The sequence below is a fragment of the Bdellovibrio sp. SBM16 genome, assembly GCF_056175625.1.
This window is the reverse complement of sequence record NZ_JBJKJG010000001.1, coordinates 297,522-322,933: the sequence shown is the minus strand read 5'-3', so window position 1 is coordinate 322,933 and position 25,412 is coordinate 297,522. Positions and strand designations below refer to the sequence as shown.

General features: G+C 44.0%; 28 protein-coding genes. 13 read left to right on the top strand and 15 right to left on the bottom strand.

All coding sequences use genetic code 11. From position 1 onward, the window contains the following. Window positions 1–7 precede the first annotated feature (7 nt). Entirely contained in the window at window positions 8–733 is a 726-nt protein-coding gene (locus AC04MM_RS01540; RefSeq protein WP_475378549.1) for a lytic transglycosylase domain-containing protein, read from the bottom strand. Between the two features lie 352 nt (window positions 734–1,085). On the opposite strand from AC04MM_RS01540, the gene AC04MM_RS01535 reads away from it, so the two are divergent. Further along, window positions 1,086–1,289 (top strand): hypothetical protein, encoded by a 204-nt coding sequence (locus AC04MM_RS01535; RefSeq protein ID WP_475378548.1) that lies wholly within the window; start codon window positions 1,086–1,088, stop codon window positions 1,287–1,289. 29 nt (window positions 1,290–1,318) lie between these two features. Continuing rightward, on the top strand, window positions 1,319–3,004 hold the full coding sequence (locus tag AC04MM_RS01530; RefSeq protein ID WP_475378547.1) for a S8 family serine peptidase: 1,686 nt from the start codon (window positions 1,319–1,321) through the stop codon (window positions 3,002–3,004). Here the strand turns inward: AC04MM_RS01530 and AC04MM_RS01525 are convergent. From AC04MM_RS01525 to AC04MM_RS01515, 3 genes are all read right to left on the bottom strand, one after another. Continuing rightward, complete coding sequence (locus AC04MM_RS01525; RefSeq protein WP_475378546.1) at window positions 3,001–3,876, bottom strand: alpha/beta fold hydrolase; 876 nt, start codon at window positions 3,874–3,876, stop codon at window positions 3,001–3,003. The genes AC04MM_RS01530 and AC04MM_RS01525 overlap by 4 nt on opposite strands. A 160-nt stretch (window positions 3,877–4,036) precedes the next feature. After that, on the bottom strand, window positions 4,037–4,498 hold the full coding sequence (locus AC04MM_RS01520) for a hypothetical protein (protein ID WP_475378545.1): 462 nt from the start codon (window positions 4,496–4,498) through the stop codon (window positions 4,037–4,039). Continuing rightward, window positions 4,499–5,176 (bottom strand): dioxygenase family protein, encoded by a 678-nt coding sequence (locus AC04MM_RS01515; protein ID WP_475378544.1) that lies wholly within the window; start codon window positions 5,174–5,176, stop codon window positions 4,499–4,501. Between the two features lie 86 nt (window positions 5,177–5,262). On the opposite strand from AC04MM_RS01515, the gene AC04MM_RS01510 reads away from it, so the two are divergent. The 6 genes from AC04MM_RS01510 to AC04MM_RS01485 all read left to right on the top strand — a co-directional run bounded on the left by AC04MM_RS01510 (window position 5,263) and on the right by AC04MM_RS01485 (window position 9,209). Next, complete coding sequence (locus AC04MM_RS01510; protein WP_475378543.1) at window positions 5,263–6,102, top strand: LysR family transcriptional regulator; 840 nt, start codon at window positions 5,263–5,265, stop codon at window positions 6,100–6,102. A gap of 11 nt (window positions 6,103–6,113) precedes the next feature. After that, window positions 6,114–6,920 (top strand): class I SAM-dependent methyltransferase, encoded by an 807-nt coding sequence (locus tag AC04MM_RS01505; RefSeq protein ID WP_475378542.1) that lies wholly within the window; start codon window positions 6,114–6,116, stop codon window positions 6,918–6,920. 141 nt (window positions 6,921–7,061) lie between these two features. Continuing rightward, window positions 7,062–7,244: a DUF1328 domain-containing protein gene (locus AC04MM_RS01500; protein ID WP_409477850.1), complete on the top strand. Its 183-nt coding sequence runs from the start codon at window positions 7,062–7,064 to the stop codon at window positions 7,242–7,244. Window positions 7,245–7,329: 85 nt separating this feature from the next. Then, window positions 7,330–8,295: an OmpA family protein gene (locus AC04MM_RS01495; RefSeq protein ID WP_475378541.1), complete on the top strand. Its 966-nt coding sequence runs from the start codon at window positions 7,330–7,332 to the stop codon at window positions 8,293–8,295. A 13-nt stretch (window positions 8,296–8,308) separates the two neighbouring features. Beyond that, a complete protein-coding gene (locus AC04MM_RS01490; protein WP_475378540.1) occupies window positions 8,309–8,587 on the top strand; it encodes an Hpt domain-containing protein in 279 nt (92 codons plus the stop codon). 145 nt (window positions 8,588–8,732) lie between these two features. Beyond that, the gene (locus tag AC04MM_RS01485) at window positions 8,733–9,209 is read left to right on the top strand and encodes a response regulator (RefSeq protein WP_475378539.1); all 477 of its coding nucleotides are present in this window, start codon (window positions 8,733–8,735) and stop codon (window positions 9,207–9,209) included. A gap of 25 nt (window positions 9,210–9,234) precedes the next feature. On the opposite strand, the gene AC04MM_RS01480 is transcribed toward AC04MM_RS01485, so the two are convergent. The 6 genes from AC04MM_RS01480 to AC04MM_RS01455 all read right to left on the bottom strand — a co-directional run bounded on the left by AC04MM_RS01480 (window position 9,235) and on the right by AC04MM_RS01455 (window position 13,770). Then, entirely contained in the window at window positions 9,235–10,695 is a 1,461-nt protein-coding gene (locus tag AC04MM_RS01480) for a sigma-54-dependent transcriptional regulator (RefSeq protein ID WP_475378538.1), read from the bottom strand. After that, entirely contained in the window at window positions 10,692–11,138 is a 447-nt protein-coding gene (locus AC04MM_RS01475; RefSeq protein ID WP_475378537.1) for a hypothetical protein, read from the bottom strand. The genes AC04MM_RS01480 and AC04MM_RS01475 overlap by 4 nt, the downstream gene beginning before the upstream one ends. A gap of 62 nt (window positions 11,139–11,200) precedes the next feature. Further along, a complete protein-coding gene (locus tag AC04MM_RS01470; protein ID WP_475378536.1) occupies window positions 11,201–11,491 on the bottom strand; it encodes a hypothetical protein in 291 nt (96 codons plus the stop codon). 101 nt (window positions 11,492–11,592) lie between these two features. Then, window positions 11,593–12,144 (bottom strand): hypothetical protein, encoded by a 552-nt coding sequence (locus tag AC04MM_RS01465; RefSeq protein WP_475378535.1) that lies wholly within the window; start codon window positions 12,142–12,144, stop codon window positions 11,593–11,595. Window positions 12,145–12,290: 146 nt separating this feature from the next. Next, window positions 12,291–12,965, bottom strand: coding sequence for a M24 family metallopeptidase (locus AC04MM_RS01460; protein WP_475378533.1), 675 nt, complete (start codon window positions 12,963–12,965; stop codon window positions 12,291–12,293). Then, window positions 12,955–13,770 (bottom strand): EamA family transporter, encoded by an 816-nt coding sequence (locus AC04MM_RS01455; protein WP_475378532.1) that lies wholly within the window; start codon window positions 13,768–13,770, stop codon window positions 12,955–12,957. Before AC04MM_RS01455 ends, AC04MM_RS01460 begins: the two co-directional genes overlap by 11 nt. 224 nt (window positions 13,771–13,994) lie before the next feature. On the opposite strand from AC04MM_RS01455, the gene AC04MM_RS01450 reads away from it, so the two are divergent. Then, complete coding sequence (locus AC04MM_RS01450; protein ID WP_475378531.1) at window positions 13,995–16,418, top strand: hypothetical protein; 2,424 nt, start codon at window positions 13,995–13,997, stop codon at window positions 16,416–16,418. A gap of 42 nt (window positions 16,419–16,460) precedes the next feature. Here AC04MM_RS01450 and AC04MM_RS01445 read toward each other — a convergent pair whose 3' ends face one another. Both AC04MM_RS01445 and AC04MM_RS01440 read right to left on the bottom strand, forming a co-directional pair. Then, window positions 16,461–17,216: a TerC family protein gene (locus AC04MM_RS01445; protein ID WP_475378530.1), complete on the bottom strand. Its 756-nt coding sequence runs from the start codon at window positions 17,214–17,216 to the stop codon at window positions 16,461–16,463. A 12-nt stretch (window positions 17,217–17,228) separates the two neighbouring features. Beyond that, a complete protein-coding gene (locus AC04MM_RS01440) occupies window positions 17,229–17,777 on the bottom strand; it encodes a 5'-methylthioadenosine/S-adenosylhomocysteine nucleosidase family protein (protein WP_475378529.1) in 549 nt (182 codons plus the stop codon). 42 nt (window positions 17,778–17,819) lie between these two features. Here AC04MM_RS01440 and AC04MM_RS01435 point away from each other — a divergent pair, with 42 nt between their 5' ends. From AC04MM_RS01435 to mtnP, 3 genes are read left to right on the top strand one after another with little or no spacing between them, the layout of a single operon-like run. Next, the gene (locus AC04MM_RS01435) at window positions 17,820–18,494 is read left to right on the top strand and encodes a class II aldolase/adducin family protein (RefSeq protein ID WP_475378528.1); all 675 of its coding nucleotides are present in this window, start codon (window positions 17,820–17,822) and stop codon (window positions 18,492–18,494) included. Further along, on the top strand, window positions 18,491–19,486 hold the full coding sequence (mtnA, locus tag AC04MM_RS01430) for an S-methyl-5-thioribose-1-phosphate isomerase (RefSeq protein ID WP_475378527.1): 996 nt from the start codon (window positions 18,491–18,493) through the stop codon (window positions 19,484–19,486). Before AC04MM_RS01435 ends, mtnA begins: the two co-directional genes overlap by 4 nt. 25 nt (window positions 19,487–19,511) lie before the next feature. Next, entirely contained in the window at window positions 19,512–20,354 is an 843-nt protein-coding gene (gene mtnP, locus AC04MM_RS01425) for an S-methyl-5'-thioadenosine phosphorylase (protein ID WP_475378526.1), read from the top strand. On the opposite strand, the gene AC04MM_RS01420 is transcribed toward mtnP, so the two are convergent. The 3 genes from AC04MM_RS01420 to AC04MM_RS01410 all read right to left on the bottom strand — a co-directional run bounded on the left by AC04MM_RS01420 (window position 20,346) and on the right by AC04MM_RS01410 (window position 24,099). Beyond that, the gene (locus tag AC04MM_RS01420; protein ID WP_475378525.1) at window positions 20,346–21,041 is read right to left on the bottom strand and encodes a PilZ domain-containing protein; all 696 of its coding nucleotides are present in this window, start codon (window positions 21,039–21,041) and stop codon (window positions 20,346–20,348) included. The two genes, mtnP and AC04MM_RS01420, sit on opposite strands and share 9 nt — an antisense overlap. A 59-nt stretch (window positions 21,042–21,100) precedes the next feature. Continuing rightward, entirely contained in the window at window positions 21,101–21,925 is an 825-nt protein-coding gene (locus AC04MM_RS01415) for a YheT family hydrolase (RefSeq protein ID WP_475378524.1), read from the bottom strand. Window positions 21,926–22,080: 155 nt separating this feature from the next. After that, window positions 22,081–24,099: a M13 family metallopeptidase gene (locus AC04MM_RS01410; protein WP_475378523.1), complete on the bottom strand. Its 2,019-nt coding sequence runs from the start codon at window positions 24,097–24,099 to the stop codon at window positions 22,081–22,083. A 151-nt stretch (window positions 24,100–24,250) separates the two neighbouring features. On the opposite strand from AC04MM_RS01410, the gene AC04MM_RS01405 reads away from it, so the two are divergent. Next, entirely contained in the window at window positions 24,251–25,381 is a 1,131-nt protein-coding gene (locus AC04MM_RS01405; RefSeq protein WP_475378522.1) for a DegT/DnrJ/EryC1/StrS family aminotransferase, read from the top strand. The last annotated feature ends 31 nt before the right edge of the window (window positions 25,382–25,412 follow it).

Sequence of the window (25,412 nt, the reverse complement as noted above, 5' to 3'; positions counted from 1 at the left end):
CTGAGACCTAAGATTGTTTCTCGGTTTTAGCTTTTTTTATTTTTTTGAGTTCGTCATAGATCTCGGTGTAGTTCTTTATCACTTTGTGGTAGTACGGGTGCGCCGAAACACTTTCGGCCGGCATACGCCCTAAACGCCCGATCCCCATATTATAGGCATTGACGTATTTATTGGATTTAGAATTAAGGGTCTTTTTTAAATACTTAAAATACAGGGCACTCACTTTGATATTGTACTCAGGATTTTTAAGAGCCTGGGCACCTTTCCATTGAACACCTTTTTTCTTACAGATCCACTGGGCAGTATCGGGCTTAATCTGCATTAAACCGATCTCACCGGCCCTACCCACTGCTTTTTCGTTAAACTGACTTTCGGTTTTAATCACTGCCATTAAAAAAATCGGGTCATATTCATACTGTTTACTTTCGGCAATCACCGCTTTGACAAAACGATCCGAGCTTAACTTAGGATTAGCTTTTTCTAAGTAGGTCTTAATATAAACGGCAAATTTTTTATCGCCTTTAAACTCTTTAAAATCCTGGGCGTCGTATTTTGATTTCAGCAATTCTTTGGCATGATTTTCCCTGATTTTTTCTGATATCTGCATATCGGGATCAATGGCTTTGTGGTTACAGCCGACGAAATACACAGCCAACGAAATAACGAAAAGTAAAGAAAGTAATTTCTTTACAAATCTTGAAATAAACCAGTCATCCAGAATAATTGATTTCATACTGTTAAATACTTCAATCTAAAGACCAGTTGCGAGTGCGTTTGTAACTAGTAGATATGTTTACGTTCTTACAATGAGATTGCTATTTTTCAGCTAAAAACAGATATACCGAAGCACTGTCAAAAAGTTATTAGACAGTGGCTGAAAGTTCGCCATTCAGACTGAAACAAAATCTGCAACGATAACCCAAACATTATTTTTGTGAATGAAAATTTAACGATTCAAACTGATCAAATGATTTTTACTTTACATGGCGCAAAACACATCCGGGGCAGATTGCCCGGGTTTTTCCTATGCCCCATTTTTGCAAGTCTATCAGTTTTTAAGACAGAAATTTTGCAAAGGAGATAACATGCACCATTCATCCACTTACGGCAATCTACGTAAAGAGAGGAAATTTGCTCGCCAGTTATTTATGGGAATTACTTTAATTATTCTGGCAGCCGTGGTGCTTATCTATGTGATCTCGCAGCTTAAAGCTCTTTATCCGTACCTGCCCGGCACTGCGCCGGCAAGCCAGGAAGAGCAGGCCCGCCCTTTAGAGCCTACGCAATAACTAACAACCATTAGCCCTTCGGAGCACGTATGTATAAATTTGTCCTGGTCTTACTTTTAACTGTTCCATTTCTTACGGCCTGCAGTAAAGAGGATAAACCCGCCCCAAAACCCAGCGACTTAGATCCGCGAGGCGTATTTCGACCGCTGGATAACGAAACAGATCCCGACAAAATCGATAACTGGTTTACCAAAGGACCGGCAGAAAAAGTAGAAGGTGTTGATGCCGAACGGGCTTATAAAAATTTATCCTTAAACCCACAGGCCAAAGCGGTCATCGTTGCCGTGATCGACAGTGGTTTTGATTTAAACCACGAAGATTTAAAAGACCGTATGTGGGTTAATCAAATTGAAGCCAGTGGCATTGCCGGCATCGATGATGATCAGAACGGTTATATCGACGATATTAACGGCTGGAATTTTTTGGGCGGCAAAGATGCGCAAGGACGACTACTGCATGTTAACCAAGAGCGTTTTGAAAGCACCCGTGAACTGGTGCGCCTAAAAAAGTTAAAAGCAAAATTAATAGCCTCAGGACTCGGTTTGCATACGTTTGATCAGTCTTACTTTGAAAAACTTGAATACGAAGTGACCGGCGATCGCACCGTAGCCCGTATTCAGATCCAATACACCAAAAACACGATCGAGCGGATTAAAGAACTTTTTTCGCATCTGCAACCAAAACTTAAAATCGCTTTTGATAAGCTTACAATAGAACATATCGAAACCTTTAAGGCCACTTCCGATGCCGAACAGGAAGCCAAAGAAGCTTTAATGGTCGAATTTAATTCCAGCGTTGCCAAATCCGTCGAGCGTATGCAGATCCGCCTGCAACAGCTGCAAACGATGCTCGATACGTCGCTTAATGAAAACTTCGATCCGCGCGCCGAAATCATCAAGGATAATCCCGATGATTTTTCAAACGGCAACTACGGTAATAACGATGTCACCGGGCCCGATGCTTTACATGGCACACATGTAGCCGGTATTATTGCAGCCAACAGAAATAACGGCATCGGCATTAACGGTGTCTCTCCGTACGCAAAAATTATGGCGATCAGAGCCGTTCCTAACGGCGATGAGTATGATAAAGATATTTATTTTGCGGTTAAGTACGCCGTCGATAACGGGGCCAAAATTATCAACATGAGCTTTGGTAAGCGCTACTCACCACATAAATCTAAATTAGACGAAATCTTTCGCTACGCTGCTAACCGCGGCGTGATCCTGGTGCATGCTGCCGGCAATTACGCCCACAACAACGACCAACGCGATAATTTTCCCAACCGTTTTATGGAATCCCCCCGCGCCGACTCTGAACATAAAAACTGGATCGAAGTTGCCGCTTCTGCCCGCCATAACACCACATCCCTGGTTGCTAACTTTTCTAACTACGGTAAAGACAGTGTTGATATTTTTGCCCCTGGCTTTGAAATTAAATCAACGACTCCGAATAACACCTACACGATCTTAAGCGGGACCAGTATGGCGGCCCCGGTCGTCAGCGGTATCTTATCTGTGCTGATGGCGCAAAACCTTGGCTTTTCGCCGGAGCAAATCCGGCAAATCTTACTTCGCCACGGGCGCGATAAAAAAGAGATGCAAGTCTTAAAGCCCGGCATGGGCGAATTAATTAAATTCGGCGATCTTTCGCGCAGCGGAGCCCTGGCTGATAATTACAAAGCTTTAGAAAAACTGTTAACTCACAACAATTAACTGATCAGAAGATCAGTTAAAATCTGATCACGGCAGTTTAATAAAATTGAATAATGACCTTCGTTTTCAACGAAATTAAGCGTGGCTTTTGGCAGGTAGCTTTGCATATCCTGCGCAAAGCGGTAGTGCACAACATCGTCTAAACCGCCGTGCCATAAGGTAACCGGACAGGTCACTTCATTTAACGGAAAACCCCAGTCCTTGGCATAAATCTTAATATCACGCAGCACGCCGGCTGGCCCCTGCTGCAGGGCCATGGTTGTGGCTTCAACCAGAACTTCCTGAATGTGTGACTGTTTAAAAACTTCTCTGTCAGGCTTAGAAAAGCCATCGAGCTCAGTAAAAAGGGTTCCTTCGATTTTACCTAAACCCTTTTGCCACACACGATTGACACCAAAATGTAAAAGACTATCCGGAATAAGTTGCTGGGCTAACCAGGTTCTTTTCTGGATGCGGTTCATGTATTTAAAATTCTTAAACGTTAAAGGTGCAATGCCGCCCAACGAGGTTAATTTCACAACCCGATCTTTCATCAAATAGGCCACGGCCAAAGCATAGGGCGCACCACCGCTTACAGAGATAATAGAAAACTTGTCGATCTTATTTTCAGCGAACAGATTTTTAATCTGATTGGCGAACTTTAAAAAAGTAAGGTCTTTTTGCGGAACTGATTTACCATACCCGGGTCGGTCAATGGCGATAAGTCTAAAAGAGTCAGAAACTGGCGAAGTTGAAACCAGTTTGCCGTGTTCAGAACAACCGGGAAAACCGTGCACCAGAAAAAATACCGGTTTATCGAGATCGCCCCATTCCTGAACAAAGATTTTTTCGTCGTCATTTCCAAAATAATAGCTACGATCACATGTCTTCATAGACTTTAAGTGTGAGCCATATTTTACATCTCGTCCAGACTTGTGCGGTCCAGAAATTAAGGAAAAAAGTTTCGCTGCGGGCTAGTTCTTGAACCAACAGGGTGTAAAATTCAAAAACCGTTAAAACCCGCAGCAGAATAGCTAAATTAACGCTTGCAATCTATTTACAGTCATCAATATGGCGGCTTGGCAGCTCATGGGCCAGGTGATGGACAAAGTCAAAGCCGCGCACTTTGGTCTTTACATCTTCAATAAGGTAAACCCTGCAGATTTTTTCAGCCTCATTCGGATATAATACTTTTTTCTGTTCGATTTCAAAATCATGGATCTCAATTGTCGGATTGTTCTGAACGACATCTTCAACTTTAAAGGTTTGGTACGTGGCAAGGCACGGAGCCGCTTCACCTTCATTGCGGTGGTTTAACATAGTTTCAGCCGCTAAGCCCGGCACCAGGATTTTGACAAAGTATGTATCCCCGTAACCAAGGTTGCTCGAACGGATTCCTGCTGATGATAAATCGACCGGTAGTTTTACCGTTTTTTTAGCGATAATCACTTCTTGTTGGGCCTGCGCCATGGTTGCTGCTAACGCGACCGCTGCAGCTAAAATAAATTGTTTCATTTATATCTCCTTTTGGTTTTTTGTTAATTTTCTGATTTGAATATCAAAGTTTCCCACCGGATGTGGCAAACCTGTTTCGCTCTTTAATTCAACGATGACTTTTTCCTGATCCGCATGGCTTAAATCCTGTAAAATCAGATCCTGATCATTTAATGCCTGACCGGCAAAATACATCTGCGTGATTAATTCTTTATATCCTAAACGCGAGACCTTAAAATGAATGTGCGGAGGCCGCACCCAGTTCTCATCGGCCGGATAGGCACCTGGCAAGATCGTGCGAAACTTGTAACGCCCTTGCTCGTCAGTGACCGACTTACCCCAGTACTGAAAATTCGGGTCAACCGCTGCAGGATTAGGATCAGCAGCGTGGTTATATTTTCCGGTAACACAGGCTTGCCAGATTTCGACCAGGGCGCCTTTAACCGGTTTGCAGTTCTGGTCTGTAACTACGCCTTGGACGATAATCACTTCTCCTAATGCCTGAAGCCGGCTGCCGTTAACATGAATAAGATCGGCGTCGGTATCGAACTGATCATCCTCAGGATAAAACGGACCCTCTGGCTGGCGCGGTGTAAAACCTGGTTTACACATCAATTCATTGGCAGAGGCTGTTGTGCCCAGAGCCATTAAGCCGATTGAAGTAATTAATGAGTTTTTTATAAGATCACGTCGTTTCATCACGACCCCCTTTACAAAACAAAAATTACTGAAAAAGTAATAATAAATATAATGAAAGTTAGTCTTGTGTGTGATAACTAATATTAATGATTAACCAAACTGACCTTAAATACTTCTTAGAACTATCGCAGACCCTGCACCTGACGCGCGCCTCTGAGCGCCTGGGCATTACCCAGCCGGCATTAAGCCATTGTGTTAAACGCCTTGAAGCAGATCTAAATTGCCAGCTCTTTTTACGTTCGAAAAAAGGCGTGCAGCTGACCGCCGCCGGCCTAAAGTTAAAACAATCGGCCAGCTCGATGATTCAACAGTGGGAAAACCTAAAACAACACATCTCTGACGATATCGAAACCCCGCGCGGGATTATCAAACTGGGCTGCCACTCAGCGGTCGCCCAGTACATGCTGCCAACTCTGCTGCGCAGTTTTTTAAAGAAAAACCCCGGCATTGAAATTCAGCTGACGCATGGCTTATCAAGGCACATGACAGAACAAGTCGTCAGTTCGGTCTTAGACGTAGCCTTTGCCGTAAACCCGGTTGCACACCCTGATCTGATTATTAAAGAAATCTGTCGCGATGAAGTCTGCTTATGGCGGGCAAAAAATTGCCAGAACGATGATGTCTTAATTATCGAGCCCAGCTTATTGCAAACCCAGGATATTCTTCAGAAATTAAATAAAAAGGGTTTTCATTTTAAAAGAATCATTGAATCGGCAAGCCTTGAAGTCATTGCCCGACTGGTGGCCGAAGGGGTCGGTTGCGGCATCGTGCCAGAACGCGTGTTGCAAAGTTACGAATCGCAAAGCTACGAAAAAATCAAAGCTGCGCCGCAGTTTTCAGATAGGATCTGTTTGGTTTACAAACAGGAATTTCGTAAAGTTAAGCGCGGCCAGATCTTCATCGAAAGTGTTATGGCCAATAGCTAAAGGATTCTCACATGGCACAAAAATATATTCACGGCTTTGAAAAAAAAGAGCAGGATCGTTTAATTTATCAGGCTGATTTTTTAGAGCCCTATGTCTATCAAGGTGTTGATCTCGAGTTTACCAAAACTCTTCTCGAAGTTGGCTGCGGGGTCGGAGCGCAGACGCAGATTTTGTGCCGCCGTTTCCCGAAACTTAAAATCGATGGCTTAGATCTATCCCCAGAGCAGTTAAAAACAGCCAGTAAAGTTTTAGCTAAAGAAATCAAAGCTGGCCGGGTCACCTTACAGCAGCAGGATGCACAGAAATTACGACTGAATAAAACCGATTACGATGCTGCATTCATCTGTTGGTTTTTAGAACACGTACCGAACCCGTTATTGGTTTTAAAAAATGTCCGTAAAAACCTAAGACCCGGAGCCAAAGTTTACATTTCTGAAGTCTTTAACCATAGTCTTTTTATGGAACCCTACTCGCCGGCCTACTTAAAATACTGGTTTGAATTTAATGATTTTCAGTGGGAAATCAAAGGCCACCCGTTTGTCGGCGCACAATTAGGAAACTTACTTAAAGCCTCTGGGTTTAAGAATATCAATGTCGAAATCAGACCGTTTCACTTTGATGCCCGCGAACCGGAAAAACGGGCCGCGTTTATTGACTACTTTTTTAATATTTTACTAAGTGCTGAAGAAACTCTGATTAAAACCAATCGGGTGACTCCGCAGCTGATCAAACAGATGAAAAAAGAAGTCGAAATCGCGAAAAAATCCAAGAATTCGGTCTTTTTTTATTCGTACGTGCGCGCAACCGCCACGGCGTAATGCCTCAAAGCCCTATGGCAATTCACCACAATCCGGTTTACCGGAGGATACGACTCGCATTTTAACTGGCATAGACCGATGGTGAGATGCTTGCAAATACATATTGCGCTGTACAAACCTAAAATAACTATGGAGGTAAATATGTTACGAGCCGCAATCGTGTTTTTTGTTTTGGCCTTAGTAGCCATTTTATTCGGAGCTACCGGCTTTGCCGGCGTATCTATGGAAATCGGCCGTGTGCTATTAGCGGTGTTTCTTATTCTCGCTGCCATCAGCTTTGTCGCAAGTCTTATCGGCGGCCGACGCCAGGACTACCTGCCTTAACGATTATTGCTTCCCCACGGGGGTATGATTTACCAACCTCTCTTGTGTGAATCATACCCCTGTTATTCTTTTAAAGGAGACACTTATGTTAAAACTCACTATCTTTACCGTGTTTTTGGCGCTTTTAAGTTTTTCTTCAGGCTGTGCCAACAAAGCCAAGCCCGTTGAATTTCCCGAAGGGGCAAGCCCCAGTGTTGAAATGGGCCGTTTAGAGAACGACATCCAGCAAGCTGAACTGGATCAGGTCGATATCACAGCCCCTGATTATTTTTCTGTGGCTAAACGTAAAATGGCCGAAGCCAGAAAAATGGAGTCTGAAGGAAAATCAGATAAAAAAATTCTGCAAACCGTCGGTGTAGCGCGCGGAAATTTAAACTACGCCATTGCCAGCCAGCAGGAATTTCGCGGCGAACTTAATGATATCTTAGAGGCACGTAAAATGGCCCTTAAATCCGGCGCCCTGGAAGCCTACCCGAGCGAATTTCAGCGCGTTGATTGGGATTTAAAAGATGCAGTTAAAGGCTACAAACCCAACCAAGAATTTTTATCTTTCAGCACCCACCAACAATTTAAAAACAAATACTACGACTTACAAAACCGCGCGATCGCTTCGAACCAAAAAATTGAGCGCACCATTGCGCTCGAAGAGTTAAACCTCGACCCCAAAGAAGCTGATGTCTACCGTGACGGCGATAAAATCACGATCAGATTAAAAGGAAATAACTTCGCTCCCGGCCAATCACAGATTTCTCCCGAGGCTTATCCGGCATTGGATAAAGTCAAAGAAATCTTAAGTTCGTTGGATCAAGAACAGGTTAAAATTGAAGGGTTTACCGACTCAACCGGAACCCAGGCCATTAATCAAAAAATTTCTGAGGAACGCGCAGAATCTGTAGCTGATTATTTACTTTCTACGGATGCCCTGACTGCTGAACAGATTGAATATCAGGGTTTAGGTGCGAAAAAACCGGTGAAGTCTAATTTAACCAAAGAAGGTCGCGCAGCTAACCGCCGCGTGGACATCATTATTACACCTTCAAAAGTAGAATAACAAAGGGATAGCTATGGAACTCGAAATTCCACACGAAGCAGTTGTTAAGTACATGGAACGCCGTAAGAATGACGTTGAAAATTGCCGCCAGGCTCTGCAAACCGGCAATCTCTCGGTGTTAGAAACCGTTGGTCACCAGCTCAAAGGCAACGGCATTACTTTTGGCTTTCCTGAAATATCAACCATTGGCGAAGCTCTGGAGGCGGCGGCAAAATCGCATGATACTGCGTCTGCCTCTGCCCAGGTTGATGCTTTGGCTAGCATTGTAGAAAAAAACTCGCTCCTCCATTAATTGTCCGTTTTCTCGTTATCACGGGGCAATTTTCCTGGCGGGAACAGTTTAAATTTACAGTTAAAGCCCTTGTTCCCGCTAAGCTTTGGCTCGCTGATTGCTTACCTGAGCTTATACTGAAATTCAAATTCAGAGGGGTGAAATTATGAATCAGTTTACGCATGTGGATGCGACTAAATTAGTCCTTCCACGCCATGGAAGAATATTAATTGTCGAAGACGACAAAGACCTTGCCGAAGTGTTAGCCGATAAATTCGCATTTGAAGGAGCCTTTGTTGAAGTGGCCAACGACCCATACGAAGCTTTAAATCAATTAAGCGAACATCACTTTGACCTTGTCATTATGGACTGGCAACTGCCGGATATGACCGGGGGTGAAACCTTAAAGCAGGCCGACCGCAATGCGATGTTTGATCCGATCGCGGCAGAACAATGGACCATGAAAAAAACGCCGGTAGTAATTTTATCGTCGCACAAAGCCCGCGAATGCAGAACCAATAAAAACAATACCTACCGCGTGGTTTCATATGTCAGTAAACGCCAGCCGTTTGCCAATATGATGAAACATCTGAAAGATATCTTTATGATGACGGTAACACCTAAACTGGTAAAAGCCGTATAATTTTAAAAAAAAAACCGCAGTACGATTACTGCGGCATCATATTCTGTTCAGCCTTTTGCATGGCTGCAAGCTTACGGTACAGGGTTTTACGATCGATCCCCAGCTCTTTGGCTGTTTTTTCTTTCGATTCATTGTTCTTACGCAAGACCTTTAAAATATAAATCTGACAAAGCTCTTCCAGCTTGAGGGTCCGTTCGTTCATCACAATTTTTTCTAAAGTCATTTCGGTGGTTAATTTCGGTGTTATTACTGCTGGCGGCGCCGCTGTTTCGACCACTTCTTCTGCGTTGGCTTTTTCAAAATCAACCAGGTCTTTACTTTCAATCACACTGCCGGTGGCTAAAACCACGGCCCGCTCAACGGTATTTTCAAGTTCACGCACATTTCCGCGCCAAGGATTATTAAGCAGACTTTCGGTGGCTTCACGCGAAAAACCGGTCAGCGAAATTCCGTTTAAAGCTGAATATTTTTTTAAGAAAAATTCGGCAAGTGGCAAGATATCCTCTTTACGCTGACGTAACGGCGGGATACGGATCGGAATAACGTTTAAACGAAAGTACAAGTCTTCTCGAAAACGGCGTTCCTGGACTTCAAAACGCAGATCTTTGTGAGTCGCTGCCACGATACGCACATCGATACCGCGCTGCTGGTTTTCACCGATACGGCGGATTTTCTTTTCCTGCAGCACGCGAAGCAATTTTGCCTGCAACGGTAAACTCATATCCCCGATCTCGTCTAAGAACAAAGTACCGCCTTCGGCTTCTTCAAAGAGGCCTACTTTTTTATCGACGGCCCCGGTAAAAGAACCCTTGGCGTGTCCGAAGAGCTCAGACTCCAAAAGGGTCTCAGGAATCGCCGAACAGTTGATGGTTACAAACGGTTCTTTACAGCGTGGTCCCATCTGATGCACGGCTTTGGCAATCACTTCTTTACCGGCACCGGATTCACCGGTAATTAAAACATGCGCCTGCGACGACGCCACTTTTTTTGCTAAGTCTAAGGCCTGTCTAAAGCCGGCCGATTTGCCGATAATACCGGTCACACCGGTACCTTCTTTATTCTGGATCACGGCTTTTAAGACTTTATTCTCGCCATTAACTTTACGGTAGTGCATCGCCCGCTGAACAGAGGTTAACAGATTCGGGAAAGGAATCGGCTTTAAAATAAAATCATAGGCTCCGACTTCAACAGTCTGTACAGCCAGGTCAACTTCGTTGTGACCGGTGACTAAAATCACCGGAATATCGATTTCTTCTTCATGCAGCCTTTGGGTAAATTCAATTCCGGTTAATTCAGGCATCATTAAATCGGTAATAATGACATCAAAATTTTCCTGGTTTTTTTTCACGCTGGCCAAAGCTTCAAGTGGTGTTGAAAATGTTGTAACTTCAAAACCGCGAGGCTTAAAAAATGCCTCGATCACTTCCGACATATCCTTGTCATCTTCAACCACCGCCAAACGGCCAGTAGAATTTAAGGTTTTCATACAGCCCCCGTTGTTGCAGCTTTCTCTGCATGTTTTTCTTTTCTGTTTTCTACAAATTCATTAATTAAATTGGCAAACGCCTGTTCCAGCGGTGAGTGCATTTCGGTGGTCAGCACATCCGATGGCCGAACTAATCGTTCTGGGTGAGTTTTTTTATAACTTGCTATTGCAATAAGTAAGATTCCGACAACACAGATTCCAAGACCGCCCCCGGCTACGGCCGTCATCATCCAAATTCCTTTTAAATCGTACACAGCGAGCACATTAAAAAAGGCAACTAATACTCCGGTAAGAATCAGCACAAGCCCGGCAAAGCCCATTGCCGCCGACTTAGCCATAGCCTGAACACGCGCTATTGCGTAATCAACTATGACCTCGTAAGGAATCGACAACAGCCGTTTTCCGAACAACAATGACGCCAAATAAGAAAAAATTTTTAACATAGCTTGTGCCCCCCAAAATTTAAAAAGGCCCTGATCATTCAGAGCCTTTTTTAGTAATTATTTTATCTGCGGCTGCTGCTGCGGCCAAAAAGTATACCGCAAATTACACCCACACCAAGTGCGGCACCTAACCAAGCCGTCGGATTACGGCGGACCGCAGCCACTGATGAATCATAAGCTTCTACTGATCTAGATCTAATACTAGACAGAGTATCGGCCATACGCTCAGAAATAGGTGTTTCTAAAAACTCTTCACCGGCACGGCGAGCACGGTCCACCGCGTGGCTGGCTCTTTCACCGATTTTCTCAGCTTTAGAGTTTAATTGATTTTTAAATTCAGAAGTCGTTTCCATATTTTTCTCCTTGGCGTTTTAAAACACCTTATTTGTGTGTTGTTTGATATAGCGATCCAATCTAGGACTTGGTTCGTTCTTCATAATATTATTTTGCTCACTTACTTTTTTGTGAAAATCATCAGGACTGCCTTAGAAGCCTGCCCCTTTTCACCGAATAGTCCGGTATCAGAATCCTGAACCGGAGCTGCACCCGCAATTTCCGTAGTTTTTTTCACGCGGGCTTCTTTTGTATTTAAAAATTCTTTAAGCTTGCCGGGGCGCTCAGCCATGTTAAAACCATCGACATTGGTGATTTTTAGATCTGTTTTTAAAAACTTTTTTAATGATTCAATTCTTTTTTTGGCTAAGGTTACGTTGGCTTTACTTTGTGAGGTTTTGACAGCGGGATATTCCTGGTCTGACCACGCCAAGACTTTAACGTGATCGAGTTCACCTTTTTTACGGGCGTCATCTACAGCGTTTCTGATCTCGGCACGGCTTTGGTCGGTTAAAGCATCAGAGCCTGCAACAAACTCAACTTCACCTAATCCTGCTGCACCTAACGTCGTCGCCGCTTGCTCGGTCTGTTCGGAAATCATCGCCAGCGCTTCGATGGCAAATAACGATGCGATTAACGATAACACAACAAGACAACGTAGAAACACATTCATACATCCCCCTTTTAATCTTGCGATTTTTCAGAGGTTTGCAATGACTGCGCCATGATGTTTAAAAAGCGAAGTCGCACCTAGCAACTTTTACAAATTGTACCGGGGCATACTTCCGCAGGGCAGGTACTTTTATGACCCAATAAATTTCAGCGCCCTTCAATCATTATATCTTCAAAAAATGAACCACGCTGATTTTTATCGTCAACAATATGGATTTCTAACACCCAGATATTTTTAACCGGCGATTTTTCATACTCAAAAAGTTTCTGTTTGGAGAAAACCTGATGCGGAAAATCACCTAAGCGGTGTCCGGCCATACGGTGATCTAACCGGTAACCTAGCTCTGCGGTTTTATGCTGCGCAAATTCAAAAAGCTTGATTCCGGTAGCTCCGGTTTGCTTCCAGTGTTTTTCGGTTTCGCGAAAAATAATCTCGCTGGCTTTAGCCAGCTGCAGGTACTGAGGATTTAACTCGCCACCTGTTTTGTTAAGTACAACGGTGCGGCCAAAATCCGCCTCGTGATTGTCGATAATCGGCCCGATATCAATAAATACCAGATCTTTATCCACCACGGTCAGGTTTTCATCCGGCAGATCACGGAAGGTTTTTGTCGTATCGGTGCTCATGCGAAATTTTGTCGGGTGCCAGAATTTTAAAATATCAAAGTCTTTAAACACATCTTTAACCAGGGCCTGCCCGTCTTTTTCAGTCATGCCTACTTCTAAGCGGTCGATAATAATATCTGCCGCTTTCTGGCAAAGTGCGCGTGCGTTTAAAAATTTTTGTAAATCAAAATCCGGACCTAATTGTTCATGATTCATAAGAGCTTCCCGCACAGGCGATGATAACTAAAGACATCGCCCCCATTTGCACTAAGTCTAAACTTTCTTTTAAAAAAAGAAAACCGACAACTGTGGCCACGACCGGTTCAAAACTCATTAAAATTCCGAAGGTTTTTTCAGGAATCGTTTTCATCGCCTTTAATTCGAGGCTATAGGGAATCGCACTGGATAAAATAGCAACCCCTAAACCTAACAGCCAGTAGTCAGAGTTAACCACCTGAGCCGGGTTTAAAAATAATCCTGCAGGCAAAGCAATGGCTGCAGCAAAGCTCATCCCGAGACTTGCGACAATCAGGCTTCCGTGATCATTGCGGGTCGCTTTTTTACCGAAGATAATATACAGAGCCCAGAAAAATGCGGCCACTAGCGCCAAGAACATACCCCACAGATCGATCTTCATCTCTCCTGAGTGATAGAATAAAATTCCGATACCTAAAGCGGCTAAAACCACCCACAGCACATCCAGCCAGCGGCGTGAATACATAATCGATACCGCCAGCGGTCCGGCAAATTCTAAGGTAACCGCTAACCCTAAAGGGATTCTCTCCAGTGAGAAATAGAAAAAGATATTCATTAGACCCAGCGATAAGCCGTAGGCTGCAATCAACCCCAGCTGCTTGCGGTCAGAAAGGATATGTTTAAAGATCTTTTTATTCTTAATCGGATTGGCGATCACAACCAGAATAAGCGCCGAGAAGAAAACCCGCAGTGCGGTCACACCGGCCGGGCCCATTTCTGAAAACAACCCCTTTGCAATCGAAGCACCTGATTGAATAGAAACCATCGCAATAACTAAAAGCAAATATGAAACAATAATGTGAAGACTCCTTAAGTTCAGAATTAGCGTCAAAACTTTCGACTCTAATTTTGGACATTACTATCTAACATTTAGTCAAAAAAGTGAACCTTTGTAAACCCCTGTATTAAGACGATAATTTCAACTTTTAGGTGTGTAGTTTTCTTTAAAATCACCGAAACTAAACTAAATATTTTGACAAGGAGTCAAAAATGACTGTGACCAAACAAATCACCCTAATTGCGGTACTTGCAGTAGCTATCTCAGGCTGTAGCCCAAAAAGCAACAGCGGACCAGCCCCTGCTTCTGAAGCAGCTCGTGATTTTTCAAACGTAAGTTATGCGACATCAGCGCCGCCGGATATTCCGACTGATTACGCCAACTGTACTTTTAACGGTCAGACTATCGCGCACGGATCAAGCGTAAATGCCTTCCAAAACTCTTCGGTTCCGTATGGCACTTACTGCTCTGCTGAACGCAGAACCTGTAACAACGGCGTTTTATCTGGGAGTTACTCTTTTGCGACTTGTAGCACAGCCGCAGCAGTGAGCTGTTTATTCAACGGTCAAACGGTAGCGCATGGTGATTCAGTTCAGGCTTTTGCTAATTCAACGGTGGCCTACAACCAAACCTGCCAGGCCGAAACCAGAACTTGTTCTAACGGTGTATTATCAGGTTCTGCCGCCTATGCCTCTTGCAGTGTTAATACGGCAGCAAGCTGTTTATTTAACGGTCAAACACTAGCGCACGGCTCATCGGTTCAGGCTTTTGCTAATTCATCTGTAGCTTACAACCAAACCTGCCAAGCTGAAACCAGAACATGTTCTGACGGCGTATTATCAGGTTCAAATTCTTTTGCCTCATGTAGTGTTGATGTTGCTAAATCATGTTTATTTAACGGTCAAACCGTAGCTCACGGTCAGGTTGTTACCGCTTTCCAGAACTCGACTCAGGCCTACGGCAGCCAGTGTGTATCTGAACAACGGACTTGTACTGACGGTGTCATGTCGGGCAGTTACCAATACGGCTCATGTAATGTTGATGCCGCAAAATCGTGTTTATTCAACGGTCAAACAGTAGCCCACGGCCAGTCGGTTCAGGCTTTTCCGACCTCATCAGTTGATTTCGGTTCAAATTGTATTTCTGACACCAGAACTTGTAATGACGGTGTGTTATCGGGTTCTAACCAATTTGCTACGTGCTCGGTAAATAAACCTGCAAGCTGTTTATTCAACGGTCAGACCATTGCCCACAACCAGGTTGTACAGGCTTTCGCAACCTCGACAGTTTCTTTCGGTGGCCAGTGCGAAGCTGAAGAAAGACTTTGTTACAATGGTGTATTAGATGGTTCTAACCAGTACGCTTCTTGTACGGTTGATCAACCGGCGAGCTGTTTAATTAACGGTTTAACCATCGCGCACGGTCAATCGACGATTTTATTCCAATCAGCAAGTGTACCTCATGGCCAATCTTGTATCTCTGAATCAAGAACTTGTGCCAACGGTCAGTTATCCGGTTCATACACATTCGGTTCATGTGAACCAGAAGCGGCCAAAACCTGTGAATTTAACGGCGCAACATTAGCTGACGGCCAAACTGTTACCGCCTATTCGTCATCATCTGTGGCCTACGGTCAGTCCTGCCAATCTGAAACACGCACTTGCTCTAACGGCGTGTTATCAGGTTCAAACACGCACGCTTCATGTTCTGTAGAAGCTGCGCAAAACTGTTCTTTTAACGGACAATCTGTTTTACACGGATCATCTGTTAAAGCTTACGCCGCTTCACAAGTTCCTTACGGCTCGACGTGCGCTTCAGAGACTCGCACTTGCACAAACGGCGTATTGTCTGGATCTAACACGCACACTTCATGTACGGTCGCTCCAAAACCACCGGTAGTAACGCCGCCGAAGTCTTGTACTTTCAACGGCAAAACCGTAGCTCACGGCTCATCGGTTCAGGCTTTCAAATCGTCATCAGTTGGTTACGGCCAAAAATGTGAATCGGAAACTCGTACTTGTAACAACGGTGTCTTATCTGGTTCAAATACAGCCAGCTCATGCGCAGTTGAAGGTCCTAAATCTTGTAAGATCTTATTTGGCTTAATCACGATCCCGCACGGTTTTACTATCTGGGCTGCCGCGCACACGACAGCTGGTGGTGGTAACCGCTGCGAAGCCGAAATCACTTTATGTAACAACGGTAAGTTCGTAATCGACCCAAGTTTAACTTGCCAGCACGGCAATAAACCGCCGGTCACTGTTCCACCTCCTAAACCAGGTGAACAGCAATGCGAAATCGATGTTAAATCGAACAACGGTAAACATTTAGGCGTAAACCACGACGGTAAACATGTAGATTCTGGCTTACACTTAGGTTGGTATAAAGGCGATAAACCTTGTAAACCAAAAGATCCGGTTAAACCACCTGAGCCGCCAAAACCGAATCCAAAAGACCCTTGCGAACACAAGGATGACCCAAGAAAACCTTGTGCGCGCAAAAAAGATCCAAAGAAACCTTGTGATCACAAACACGAAGTAAAAAAGGATGACCCGAAAAAACCTTGCGATGACCACAAAGACAAGCACAAGAGTCAAAAAGACAAAGACGATTGTGATAAAAAACGAAAGAAATAACTAAAAAGGGAGCGTAAAGCTCCCTTTTTTAATTTCGCAGGGCTATCGGATTGGATTAATTGTATTTGCCGCAGGAGTTTTCTTACGCATACGCATATTAAGAAGCTCAACTGCAAATGAAAAGGCCATCGCGAAATAAATGTAACCTTTGGCAATATGGCCGCCCATACCTTCGACTGTTAACATCACACCGATTAAAAGTAAGAATGATAACGCTAAAATTTTAATGGTCGGATGACGGTTCACAAAATCACTGATTGAAGTCGCTGAAACTAACATGATCACCATAGAGATTAACATCGCTATAACCATGATGCTGATCTGATTAGCCATACCCACTGCCGTGATCACTGAATCGAGCGAGAACACGATATCGAGCATTAAAATCTGAAATAATAATGAAGTTGCGTTGGCATAAACATTTTTAAGATTGCCACTGCCTTCCGTTGACGGACCGGCATCATCACCTTCAACTTTGTGGTGAATTTCATAGGTCGCTTTAGCCAATAAGAATAATCCCCCGCCTAACATGATCAGATCGCGGCCCGAAAACGATTTTTCCATAACTGAAAATAATGGATCTTTTAAGCCCATGATCCAGCTTAATGAGAAAAGTAAGCCGATACGGATCGCAAATGCCAGGATCAAGCCGATATTTCTGAGTTTCGCCTGTTTGGCCGGCTCCGCTTTTGCTACTAGAATAGCGATAAAAATAATATTATCGATGCCAAGCACTGTTTCCATTGCTGTTAAGGTGAAAAGTGCAATCAGTGCTTCCGATGTTAAAAGCTGTTCCATTTATTTCCTTTTTTACTTTAAAGAGTTGCACAGATTCAGAAATCTAGCCTGCGCGATAACTAAATTTTTCTTCCAGTCTTTTAAAGTGTTCACATCTGATGAATCAGTAATGAACTTAAAACTGTGAAACGGAATATTTAATTTTTCGCACGCTTGCGCGTAGGCAAGAGCTTCCATATCCATGATTTGATATAAATTATTGGGTGATTTTTCGACTTCAACAAAGTCGGCTGTACCACAGACGGCCTTCGGCAAATCTGAAATCGTGGTAAGTTTTTTCTGATGGCGCATAAACGAAACAACGCTTCCACGTTGGACGATGCCTTCTACTTCAACTAAGGTTCCGGGCTGAATGGTATAACTTCCGGCCGTGCCCAGATTAATGATACGATCTGGCTTTAAAGTGACCCCGAGCTCTGTGATTTTCGCGGCCGCATTAACCATCCCAAGCCCACTGTAATGGACCTGAAAGCCGTGCTGCTCAAGCACACCGCCTGATTCTTCGCGAAGTGCCATAACGATAAGCACATTCTCATTGGGAAATCGACTAAATTGATTCATCAAAGTTGCCACTGGAAGCTATTATCGCTATGAAATGTGGGTATGACAAGCCCGAATGATTTGATAATCAGATACCAAAAAGAATGTGAACAAATTTTAGAAATTTGTAAGCGTTTACATAATAGAAATATGCTCTCGGCTGCCGATGGAAACATCAGTTTACGGGTTGATCCCAATGTCATTTTATTTACGCCATCCGGCATAGCCAAAGCCTTTATGAAACCCTCTGATATGGCCGCCGTCACCCTGGATAACCAGATCATCTTCGGTAACCCGTCTTCAGAGCGTTTAATGCATCTGGAGGTTTTTCGCCAGTGCCCTGAGGCCAAAGCCGTAGTGCACGCCCACCCGACGACCGCCATTGCCTGGTCGATCGCAAAACCGCATCTTAAAAAATTACCTTCAGATTGTTTGTCAGAAGTCATCCTTGCGACCGGCGATATTCCGTTTGCTGACTATGCCCGCCCCGGCACGCAAGCAATGGGCGATGTCCTAAAGCCATTCTTACCCAAACACCGTGCGATCATCTTAAAACGCCATGGCGCCTTAACCTGGGGTCTTGATCTGGATGAAGCTTACCGCGGTATGGAGCGCATTGAAAATTCAGCGCAGATTCTAGCGCAGGCGCAGGCCTTAGGCGGCCTAAACCCACTGCCACCGGATGAAGTGGCCTATCTTTATGAATTAAGAAAAAAAATCGGAGATGTATTATTATGATTTCTTGCCATGCTTTATCACTTCGGTTTTCTGAAACAAAATTTGAAGTCTTAGATCAAACGCTTTTACCGCATGAAGAAAAGTGGTTAACTATCGAGTCGACCGAACAAATGATCGAAGCCATCAAAATGTTGCGCGTGCGCGGTGCCCCGCTGATTGGTGTTGCCGCTGCATTACAAGTGGCCCAATCAGCCCTGCAAGGGTTTACGAAAACCGAGTTACTCAAAAAAGCCAAAGACTTATACGAAGCCCGTCCGACAGCGGTTAATCTGATGAACTGTATCGACCGCATGAAAACGGTCATCGAAACCGGCGCCGATAAGAACAAAATCTTGGCAGCAGCGGTAGAGATTTTTAACGAAGATGTGCAGTTATGTGACCGCATTGCAACCCATGGCGCTGAACTAATTCAGGACGGCGATCAGATCCTGACTCACTGTAATACCGGTGGCCTGGCAACGGTTGGTGTCGGTACAGCCTTAGGAGTTATTTTAAAAGCGCATCAGCAGGGTAAAAAAATTCACGTTTGGGTTGATGAAACCCGCCCGCTGTTACAGGGTGGACGTTTAACCACCTGGGAGTTACAAAAACACAAAATCCCGTACACATTAATCACAGACAATATGGCAGCGCACTTAATGAGCCTTGGTAAAATCACCAAAGCTATCGTCGGCTCTGACCGTATCGCCCAGAACGGTGATTTCGCCAATAAGATCGGAACCTATTCAGTAGCGGTCAACTGCAAATTTCATGGTATTCCGTTTTATGTGGCTGCACCGTTTACCACGGTTGATTTTGACTGTGTGTCGGGAAAAAACATTCCAATCGAACAGCGTGCGGCCTCTGAAGTTATCAGTACCTGGGCCCCAAAAGACAGTCCTGTGTACAATCCGTCTTTCGACGTTACTCCGGCAGGCTTAACCACTGGCTGGATCATGGACACCGGCGTTTTTAATCACAAAAATATCGAACAAGGCATTTTTAAAAAATAGACCTCAACGTGCATAGGAGACAGTTATGATCGCAGTTATCGGCGGATCAGGTTTTGAAAAATTTGACGAATTTACAACAGTAGAAAAAATTAATATCGAAACACCGTTTGGCGCCCACTCATCTGGTTTAAAAAAAGTTAAGGTCGATGGCACTGAATTTTTATTCTTATCACGCCACGGTGAACACCACGAACTTCTGCCTTCAGAAATTAACTACCGCGCAAATATCTACGCGTTTAAAAAATTAGGTGCGACAGCGATTGTTTCTTTCAGTGCGGTTGGCTCTTTACAGCAAGAATACGCCCCGGGTGATATGGTCGTGCCGTTTCAGTATATTGACCGCACCAAGGCCCGCGCCCACACCTTCTTAGGCGGAGGTTTAATCGGACACGTTTCGCTGGCCAAACCGATCTGCGAAGTCATGGCGAAACGCTTACAAGAGCTGGTTAAGCCGATGGCGCATAAAACATTTTTTGGTCCCACTTATGTTTGTATCGAAGGCCCTTATTTTTCGACCAAGGCTGAATCACACACTTACCGCCAAATGGGCGCAGGCATTATTGGCATGTCAAACTTTCCCGAATACGCGTTAGCGCGCGAAGCCGGGCTTCCGTACCTACCGTGCTGCTTTGTCACAGATTACGACTGCTGGGATGACTCAATCCCGCATGTAACGGTTGAAGAAGTTATTAAGGTTATGAAAAACAACAACGCCAAAGCCTTTAACGTGTTAAAAGCGGTTCTAAAAGCCGGCGACATGGCTCAAGGCAGTTATGCCTACGATGGCGGCCTTAAGACAGGATTATTCATGCCGAAAGAGGCCATCCCGGCAGACAAACTTCCGTGGGTGAATGTTTTATTACAATAAACTTTTAACGGCGTAGTGGTTTACAAGATCTTCGACGATGTTGTAGATACGCGACTTATGACTTTTCTGTAGCTGCGTAAACTCTAATCCAAGCACAGTCGTGCCGTTAGGTTTACGCATGATAAAACGTACGATCGCATCACAGACTACATCAGCGCGTTTAAAGATCTGGTACTGGATGCGGATCTCCTCACCTTTATTAATGTTTAAAGTTAATTTCGGAACTTCGAATCGGCAACCATTGTAGGAAATATCGGTCACTCTCGCCGGATTTTTAATTTTTAATTCAATCGACCAGATCGCCGCCGTCTGATTCCACTTCTCGGGAATATTATATCTTGGCTCTTTACGACGACGCAGCTGTACGATTTTAGAACCCTGGTCAAAACAGATCTGATCATCAATGACTTCTAAAACTGTTTTGATAAAATACACTTCCGTACCGATAAAAAACTTAATTGATGTCTGGCCGTGAAAAGTTGCAAGTTTTTCTGTCTGTGCGGTTTCTAAAAAAATCTTTTTATCGGCAAAAAAACCGATGCGTGCCGTGACCGGATTTGGGTCAGCTTCATTTTTCAGGATCATATCAGAATTCAGCGTGAAACAATTATGCAGAGAAAGAAAAGCGTCCTTTTCTTCTAGCTCTACTAAAAATTCACCTGCGTTAGCTGTATTTGCTGCTGACATTATCTATCTATTACACCAAGTCTTGCCGCTTTTCACAACGACCCTAAATAGACCTAGCCTTAGGTTGATATTTTATCGATTGTGACCAAGACCTTATGAAGGTAGTCATCTAGCCAGCGGATGCCGTACTTATCGCTTTTATGTTTCGACAGATAGCCCATATGCCCGCCGTGATCGACAAAAGTTCGGTGCGTCAGATCGTTCCAACGCGCTGTTTTGTAATCGTCAAAGGCAATAAACGGATCGTCTTTGCTGGTAAGCACAAACGTAGGCACCGAGATCTTCTCTAAATGAGGGTAGGTGCTGCACTGCTGGTAATAATCAAAGCTATCTACAAAGCCCGATTTCTTCGAAGTAAATACATCATCAATCAGGCGAGAGTTTGCAACCAGCGGCAGATAAACCCGCGGATCAGCTTTAGCGATTAATTTTCTCAACAGGTGGTAAAAACGTAAGTCATACAGGCGCGAAAAACCTTTAATTAACTGACTGCTCGCTTTTAATAAATCAATCGGCGCATTTACGACCACACAGTAATCCGGCAAATGCTGGCCATAACGTTGGGTAATCAGATTTAGCAGAATACTGCCGCTCATCGAAAAGCCCACGAAGATTTGTTTTTTCCTCGGAAACAGTTCGCGCAGTTTAAAACTGACTTCGGATGCGTCTTCGCCACGGCCCGAGTGATACGGCTTCTTCGCCATGCCCTCAGCCAAACCTGCCCCCCTGTGATCAACCAGACACACCGAATAGCCCAGATCAAACGCCACCTGGGCCGAACGCTGGATATAATCTGACGTATGATCACCGGCCAAACCGTGAAACAACGTCACTATCCCCTGCTTACGCTTTGCTGATTTATTTTCATAAATCTTTAGGCTCATTTGGTCGCCGTCCGGCAGAGTCAAAAACATCTGCCGGCCTTGCTCTGTAAAATTTTTAGATTTTATAACATGTCCAAGAATAGTCTGAGAATGTGCCGTTTCTAGCTTTAGAAGCGGCACAAAAGGAATAAGATCTAATTTAATTTGCGACAGCTTTACCAAATTTGGATTCTGTCCTGCTCGTTCAAGAATAGTTTGTTCTTTGGTTGACATGCAAACGCCTCCGCAAAGCCAGGTTGGTGTTTCACCTGTTCGTTGATACGAGCATAACCTAAACTATGTGGGTCGGTTTTTAAAAGCATTTCTTTCATTTTGTCCCGGGCTACACCGCACCATAAACGGCCATAGGCAATAAAGAACTTCTTCTTATCTTCAATAGAGCCTTTACCGTCTGGAAATGCCGCTTTATACGCGAATGTAAGGCCTACCAGGTCCGCCGTGTTTTCGCCTAATGTTAATTCACCGTTATGACCAATTTTGTTGAACTGCTCAACCATACGTTGGCCGCGCTCTTTAAAGGTTTTGACATCATCATCCGTCATCCACTGTTTTAAACGGCCTTTATGGTCAAACTTAGAACCTTCATCATCAATCGCATGGCCTAATTCGTGCGCAACCACCGCTCCGACTGCGCCTAGGTTTTCAATCACATCCCCTTCCGGAACAAAAAACGGGTACTGTAAAATACCGATTGGCATTACAAATTTATTTTTATCAGCCGAGTAATAAGCGTTAACCGTTAATGGGCCCATACCCCAGGCTTCCTGATTTACGCCCTCTTTAAATTTTTTAAAATTACGTTTGTGCGCCTGCTGGGTTAAAAGTTTGCCGTTATAATATGGCTTTTCAGAAGAGTATTTCTGAATCTCTTTAAAATCCCACTCTTTATCTGTGTACGGCTGGATTAACTGCAGCTTTGCATTTTTGATTTTGGCAATCGCGCCTTTTTTACCTTCGGCCGATAACCACTTGTTGGCTTCCAGACCTGCGATAATTGACTTACGCACATCTTCTGCAACAGTACGCATTTTTTCCGACGGAAAATTCGGGAATAAGCGTGGTAACATTTCTAAATCCAGCTCACGGTTAAACGCACCCATCACCGACATTGTACAACGCTCCTGGCGGTCAGGACGGCTCGGGGCACCGCCTAAAAATTTATGGCTAAACTCCATACGCTTTTTAAAAAGCTCTGGGTACGCATCATCCATAAATCCACGTGCCGAACGGTAAAAATAAATATCTTTTAAGACCTGTAGATTTTCATTCTTAAGTTCTTTTTGCACGAACTCAAAACTCTCTGGGATAAAATCACGCAGTAAAGTTTTTTTCGGAATATTTTTCTGGATAAACTCATCTAGGCCAATCACCGAAGTACGTTTTAAGAAATCTTCACGCGATACGTAACGTGGTTCAGTCCAGCGTTTTCTGAATTCGGCCGGTTTCGGGTAAGTGTCTTTAAAACGAGTTTCAAAATCAACCATAGCCTGGGCACGTTTTTTAAAATCGTCTTTTTGACCTTCCGGATAAACCGTTGTGAAAAACTCAACAATCAAATCACGGTACGCATTCACCAATTCTTTATTATCGTAGTAGCTGTGCTCCGGTAAAAACATAAATCCCACATCAAACATTAAGTCGTAGATTTTAGGATTATTGATGTTTGGGCCCATGTCGTAACTGACAAATGTCCATTTTTCGTTGAGCATGTTTTCTTTGTTTAGCTTGATATAATCATCAATCGATTTAATTTTATCCAACTGGGTGCGCAGATCAGCCACCATCGCCAGCTCTTCGGCTTTGGCGCCCTCTTCGTTCATGCAGGCATTGTAGTAGTCTTTCATCTGCAGCGAACGCTTAGATAATTTCTTTTCTGTATTGATGTTTTTGAAGAACGCTTTTTTCTTTTCTAACAGGCGTTCATCAGAGTCTTCAAAGGCAAAAAAGTGGGCACTGCGGTCATCGCGCAGCTTAAAAGAGGCTTCGACGTTACTGCAAACATACTTATGAAAATCATCACAAGGATGTGCTTTTTCATTGAGCGGATACTCACGCTTTTCCGGAATTTCTGATGATGGCTCTGACCCTTTGGTCTGCGCTGCGTATGTAAAAGGAATGATGGTTAGCGCCGATAAAACAACACCAATTCCAATAGTTGAAGATTTAACCTTCATGAAACCCTCCATGGTCCAGTATAATAACTATAGAAAGATACTATTTTGTCAGTATTTACCTCTTGCGTGAAGCTTTTTTTCCACATCGTGACATCGGTCCAATTCTTGGGGCATAATATGGGTTATTGTTTTCACCTAAGCAGGAGGCTCTATGTCAGTTCCATTTATCGATTTAAAAACTCAGTACAACGCATTGAAATCCAACATTGATGCTCGCATCCAAAAAGTTTTGGACAGCGGCGCTTACATCAATGGTCCAGAAGTGGCTGAATTAGAGCAAAAATTAGCAGCCCACACTGGATCAAAGTATTGTTTAGCAGTGGCCAGCGGCACTGATGCTCTGGTTATCCCACTTATGGCATTAGGTATTGGCCAAGGCGACGAAGTCATCACTACAGCGTTTTCATTTATTGCCACAGCTGAGACCATCGTGCTAGCCGGCGCAACACCGATCTATGTGGATATCGATCCGAAAACATTCAACATCGATCCGAAAAAAATCGAAGCGGCAATCACACCAAAAACCAAAGCCATTATGCCGGTATCACTTTATGGCCAAGTTGCAGACATGGAAGAAATCAATGCGATCGCCAAAAAGCACAATTTATTTGTGATCGAAGATACGGCGCAATCGTACGGTGCTAAATACAAAGATAAAAAATCAGGTAACTTAACTACAGCTGCCGGAACTTCTTTCTACCCGGCTAAACCGCTTGGCTGCTACGGTGACGGCGGCGCGATCTTCACTAACGATGAAAATTTAAATAAAGCGATGAAAGAAATCCGCGAACACGGTTCAGAAAAACGCTACTACCACACACGCCTTGGTGTAAACGGCCGTTTAGACACAATCCAGTGCGCGATACTGTTAGCTAAACTGGAAAGATACGACTGGGAAGTTGAAGCACGTAATAAAATCGCGGCTAACTTTTCTGCTTCTTTTGCCGGTTTAGAAAAAGTTGATCCTATGTTTTCTACCCCACTTGTAAAACCAGGCAACCAATCGGTATGGGCACAGTACACAGTGACTGTTACTAACCGCGATGCTTTCCAGAAAAAATGCCAGGAGCTAGGCGTACCAACGACTGTTCACTACCCGATGACTATGGCCGACCAGCCTTGGTATTCAAAAAACACACCACAACGTCATGACATCACTCATTCACGTTGGGCCGCTCAGCACGTTATTTCTTTACCAATGTTTCCGGACATGACTGCTGAACAACAAGCAAAAGTCATCGCAGCTGTTAAAACTGCGGTTGAATTTTCTATTAAGGCGTAAGCGCGCAAGCCGCAGGAGCTGAACTATGAAA